The sequence below is a fragment of the Microcystis sp. M53603_WE2 genome (assembly GCF_030065435.1).
This window is the reverse complement of the sequence record NZ_JASJFF010000015.1, coordinates 1-2781: the sequence shown is the minus strand read 5'-3', so window position 1 is coordinate 2781 and position 2781 is coordinate 1. Positions and strand designations below refer to the sequence as shown.

Here is a 2781-nt window from a genome sequence, read left to right as displayed (position 1 = left end):
TAAATCCTTATCTGGCAAGAGACTTAATTGATTAGTTCGCTCTAGATAAAAAACAATTGACAAAAATCGCTAAATGCCTTTCTATATAAGGGTTACATCCCTTATAATCCCCGTCCATTGCATAACACAAACCGAAGAGCCTTAAAACTCTACTTGCAAGTCTCCCATCACAGTTGATATAGTCGCTGGATCTCCTTGACGATAGTAACCGCCGTTAACTTCGGCAATTTTTTGCAAAGCCTGGGGATTAAATTCTCCTTCTTTCCCATAACCAATAGTAAAGAAAGCAATTCGCTGATCGGAAGAAAAGCCACTCTTTTGCAACTCTTGTTCCAACTGATCCAGATTAATTTGTGACCCCGAATCTTCTCCATCAGTTAAGATTAACACGGCATTAATAGTATCAGTCCGCAAATTTTGAGATAGCCAGTTGCGGGCATAGAGGGCGCTATCATAAAGTCTGGTCCCACCACTGGACCGCAGTTGGCCAATAAATTCAATGCCGCGATCTCGCCCCTGTGGAGTTCCTTCTATAATCACAGGTTCGTTAATAACTGAATTGAAACTAATTAGGGCAATTCTTTCCTTCGGTCCCAGGTTCTGAACGTAATTAAGTAAAGTATTCTTAACTGATGTCAGTTTTTGCCCTTCCATCGACCCAGAAGTATCAATTACTACTGCTACTTGCGACGGTTTCTTGGCATAATTTTGCCAGCTTTTAAGCATGGCTTCAACTACTTCTGGTTGGGGCGAACGGTAAGAGTCATAGGTGGGTTGAGGATTCACGCCAAATTCAGCAGAAAACTTGCTTCCCAAGGCTACTCCTGGAACACCCGGTCGCAGTCCCAAATCTGTGGCAATTTGTTGGTTTTCGGGCAAAAGAATGAATTCAATTACCTTTTCAGCAGCTTCTTTTTCTCGGTCACTTATCCAAGGCGCATTGGCTAAAATTGCCCGCATATTGGAACTGAAAGTAGCCTTGGGATAGACGGCTTGATAGCGCGTTTGATTGGAACCAGCTTGGCTGTTAGCAGCAATTACCAAAGACTCGTAAACTGAGGCTACCGAAGCCCAAAAGGGTCCGTTGGCGACCATAGATTGGGCAAGGGAAGCGGTAGAAGTACCATAGCGAGTGATTTTACTCTGGATCTGTTGAATTTGTCCCTGATATTTTTCTACGTCAGCTACAGTCAGATCTTCCGGGCGCTTACCTGCTACAGCAGCAAATTGGGCCACCAGGGTTTGTAAGCCAGAATTAGAACGGGTAGGCGCGGTGTGGACGTAAGTGATGGGGAGGGGTGGGGCTTTGGGATCGAGTTGGCGGTAGTTGTCCAATTTAGCTAGGGCGACGAAGGGATCTTCTACTTTTTCTAAACCCTTGGCGAGGTCAGCGGTTGTCATGAAAACCATCGGACTGTAGGCGATCAGGGGTGAGTCGGTAATTTCCGGGATGTAATTTTGTCCGGGAAATAGCTTGTTCATCTGGTAGATGAGTTGACTCTGATAAATTTCGCCATCGACGGATAAAAGGGTGGGAAATTCGGGCGCATCGGCTTTGAGAGTTCCATTTTGGTACTGTTGGGCCAGCGAGAGAATCGTTTGGACCACATCGCCGCTTCCTTTAGCTTCGCAACTGAGGTAAAAGGCTTCACCGCTAGCGAGTTTGGGTTGGCTTTGGTTCAATTTCGTGGCTGCTTGCTGACAGAATTGGGCTAGGTCGCTTCCCACGAGAAATTTGACTTCAAGTCCCTGTTGTCTGGGTTGTTGGCTTCCTTGTTGTTGGGGTTGCTGTCCACAAGCACCTAGAAATACTAAGGTAGACAGGACGGTTAAGGGAGTAACTGAGGTTAAATAACGAGAAAAAGCAAGATTTTGGCGTTTAATCATGAGTCTTGACAGAGTAATAACCAATAAAGCACGAAGTTACTCGGATCAATGCAGATGGGATGAGAACATATTTCCCTAAAATGTCGGATGAATGCCCCCGCTAAATTTTTCGACAAGACATCAACCTTTGCGGGGGATGAAATCCGACCAGGATATTAACTGCGAAGCCCGATTTTAATTCTACCATTTGTAGGTAAACTGTGTTATACTTAATTTGGCCAATGGTCGAGGATTGTTAGATGCTAGTCGTAGAAGCAAAGCTAAAAAACGGAACACCAGAGCAATATCACCAGCTTGATGAAGCTATCAAAACTTCTCAGTTTGTGCGTAACTCTTGTGTTCGTTATTGGCGGTCCAATCAAGGGACAACCCGCAATGATCTCCAAAAACTTTGTGCGGTACTAGCTAACAATAAAGAGACCCCTTGGGTGAAGAAATTAAACTCTCAAGCTCGTCAATCGGCTGCTGATAGAGCCTGGCAATCAATTAATCGGTTTTATCATAATTGTCGATGCCCAGATACCGGGGAAAAAGGGGTTTCCTCGATTTAAAAAACATAGCCGTTCTGTTGAATACAAATTAACGGGCTACAAACTATCTGATGAGCGACGTAAAATCAAGTTCACCGATGGCTTTAAAGCAGGAGAATTTGATTTATGGTGTAGTCAAAAAACCTTAGTTTATTATTCAGAGCAACAGATTAAACGGGTAAGAGTTGTTAGACGTGCTGATGGTTATTATTGTCAGTTTTTGATTGACGTAGAGCGGCAAGAATACCATAAACCAACGGGACAAATAACAGGAATTGACCTAGGGTTAAAGGAATTTTATACCGATGCTGAAGGTAATACTGTAGAGAATCCACGTTATTTAAGAAAGTCAGAAAAACGACTG

General features: G+C 43.8%; 1 protein-coding gene and 1 pseudogene. One reads left to right on the top strand and one right to left on the bottom strand.

Annotated features, from left to right (window positions below):
• Nucleotides 1–141: 141 nt before the first annotated feature.
• Nucleotides 142–1887, bottom strand: a complete 1746-nt coding sequence (locus PX481_RS00360) for a VWA domain-containing protein (RefSeq protein WP_043999401.1) — start codon at nt 1885–1887, stop codon at nt 142–144.
• 239 nt (nt 1888–2126) lie between these two features.
• Here PX481_RS00360 and PX481_RS00355 point away from each other — a divergent pair.
• Nucleotides 2127–2781 (top strand): annotated as a pseudogene (locus tag PX481_RS00355) (RNA-guided endonuclease InsQ/TnpB family protein); the annotation flags it as partial.

Coding starts and splice junctions, on each gene's coding strand:
- PX481_RS00360 (WP_043999401.1), bottom strand. CDS start 1,887: ATGATTAAACGCCAAAATCTTGCTTTTTCTCGTTATTTAACCTCAGTT.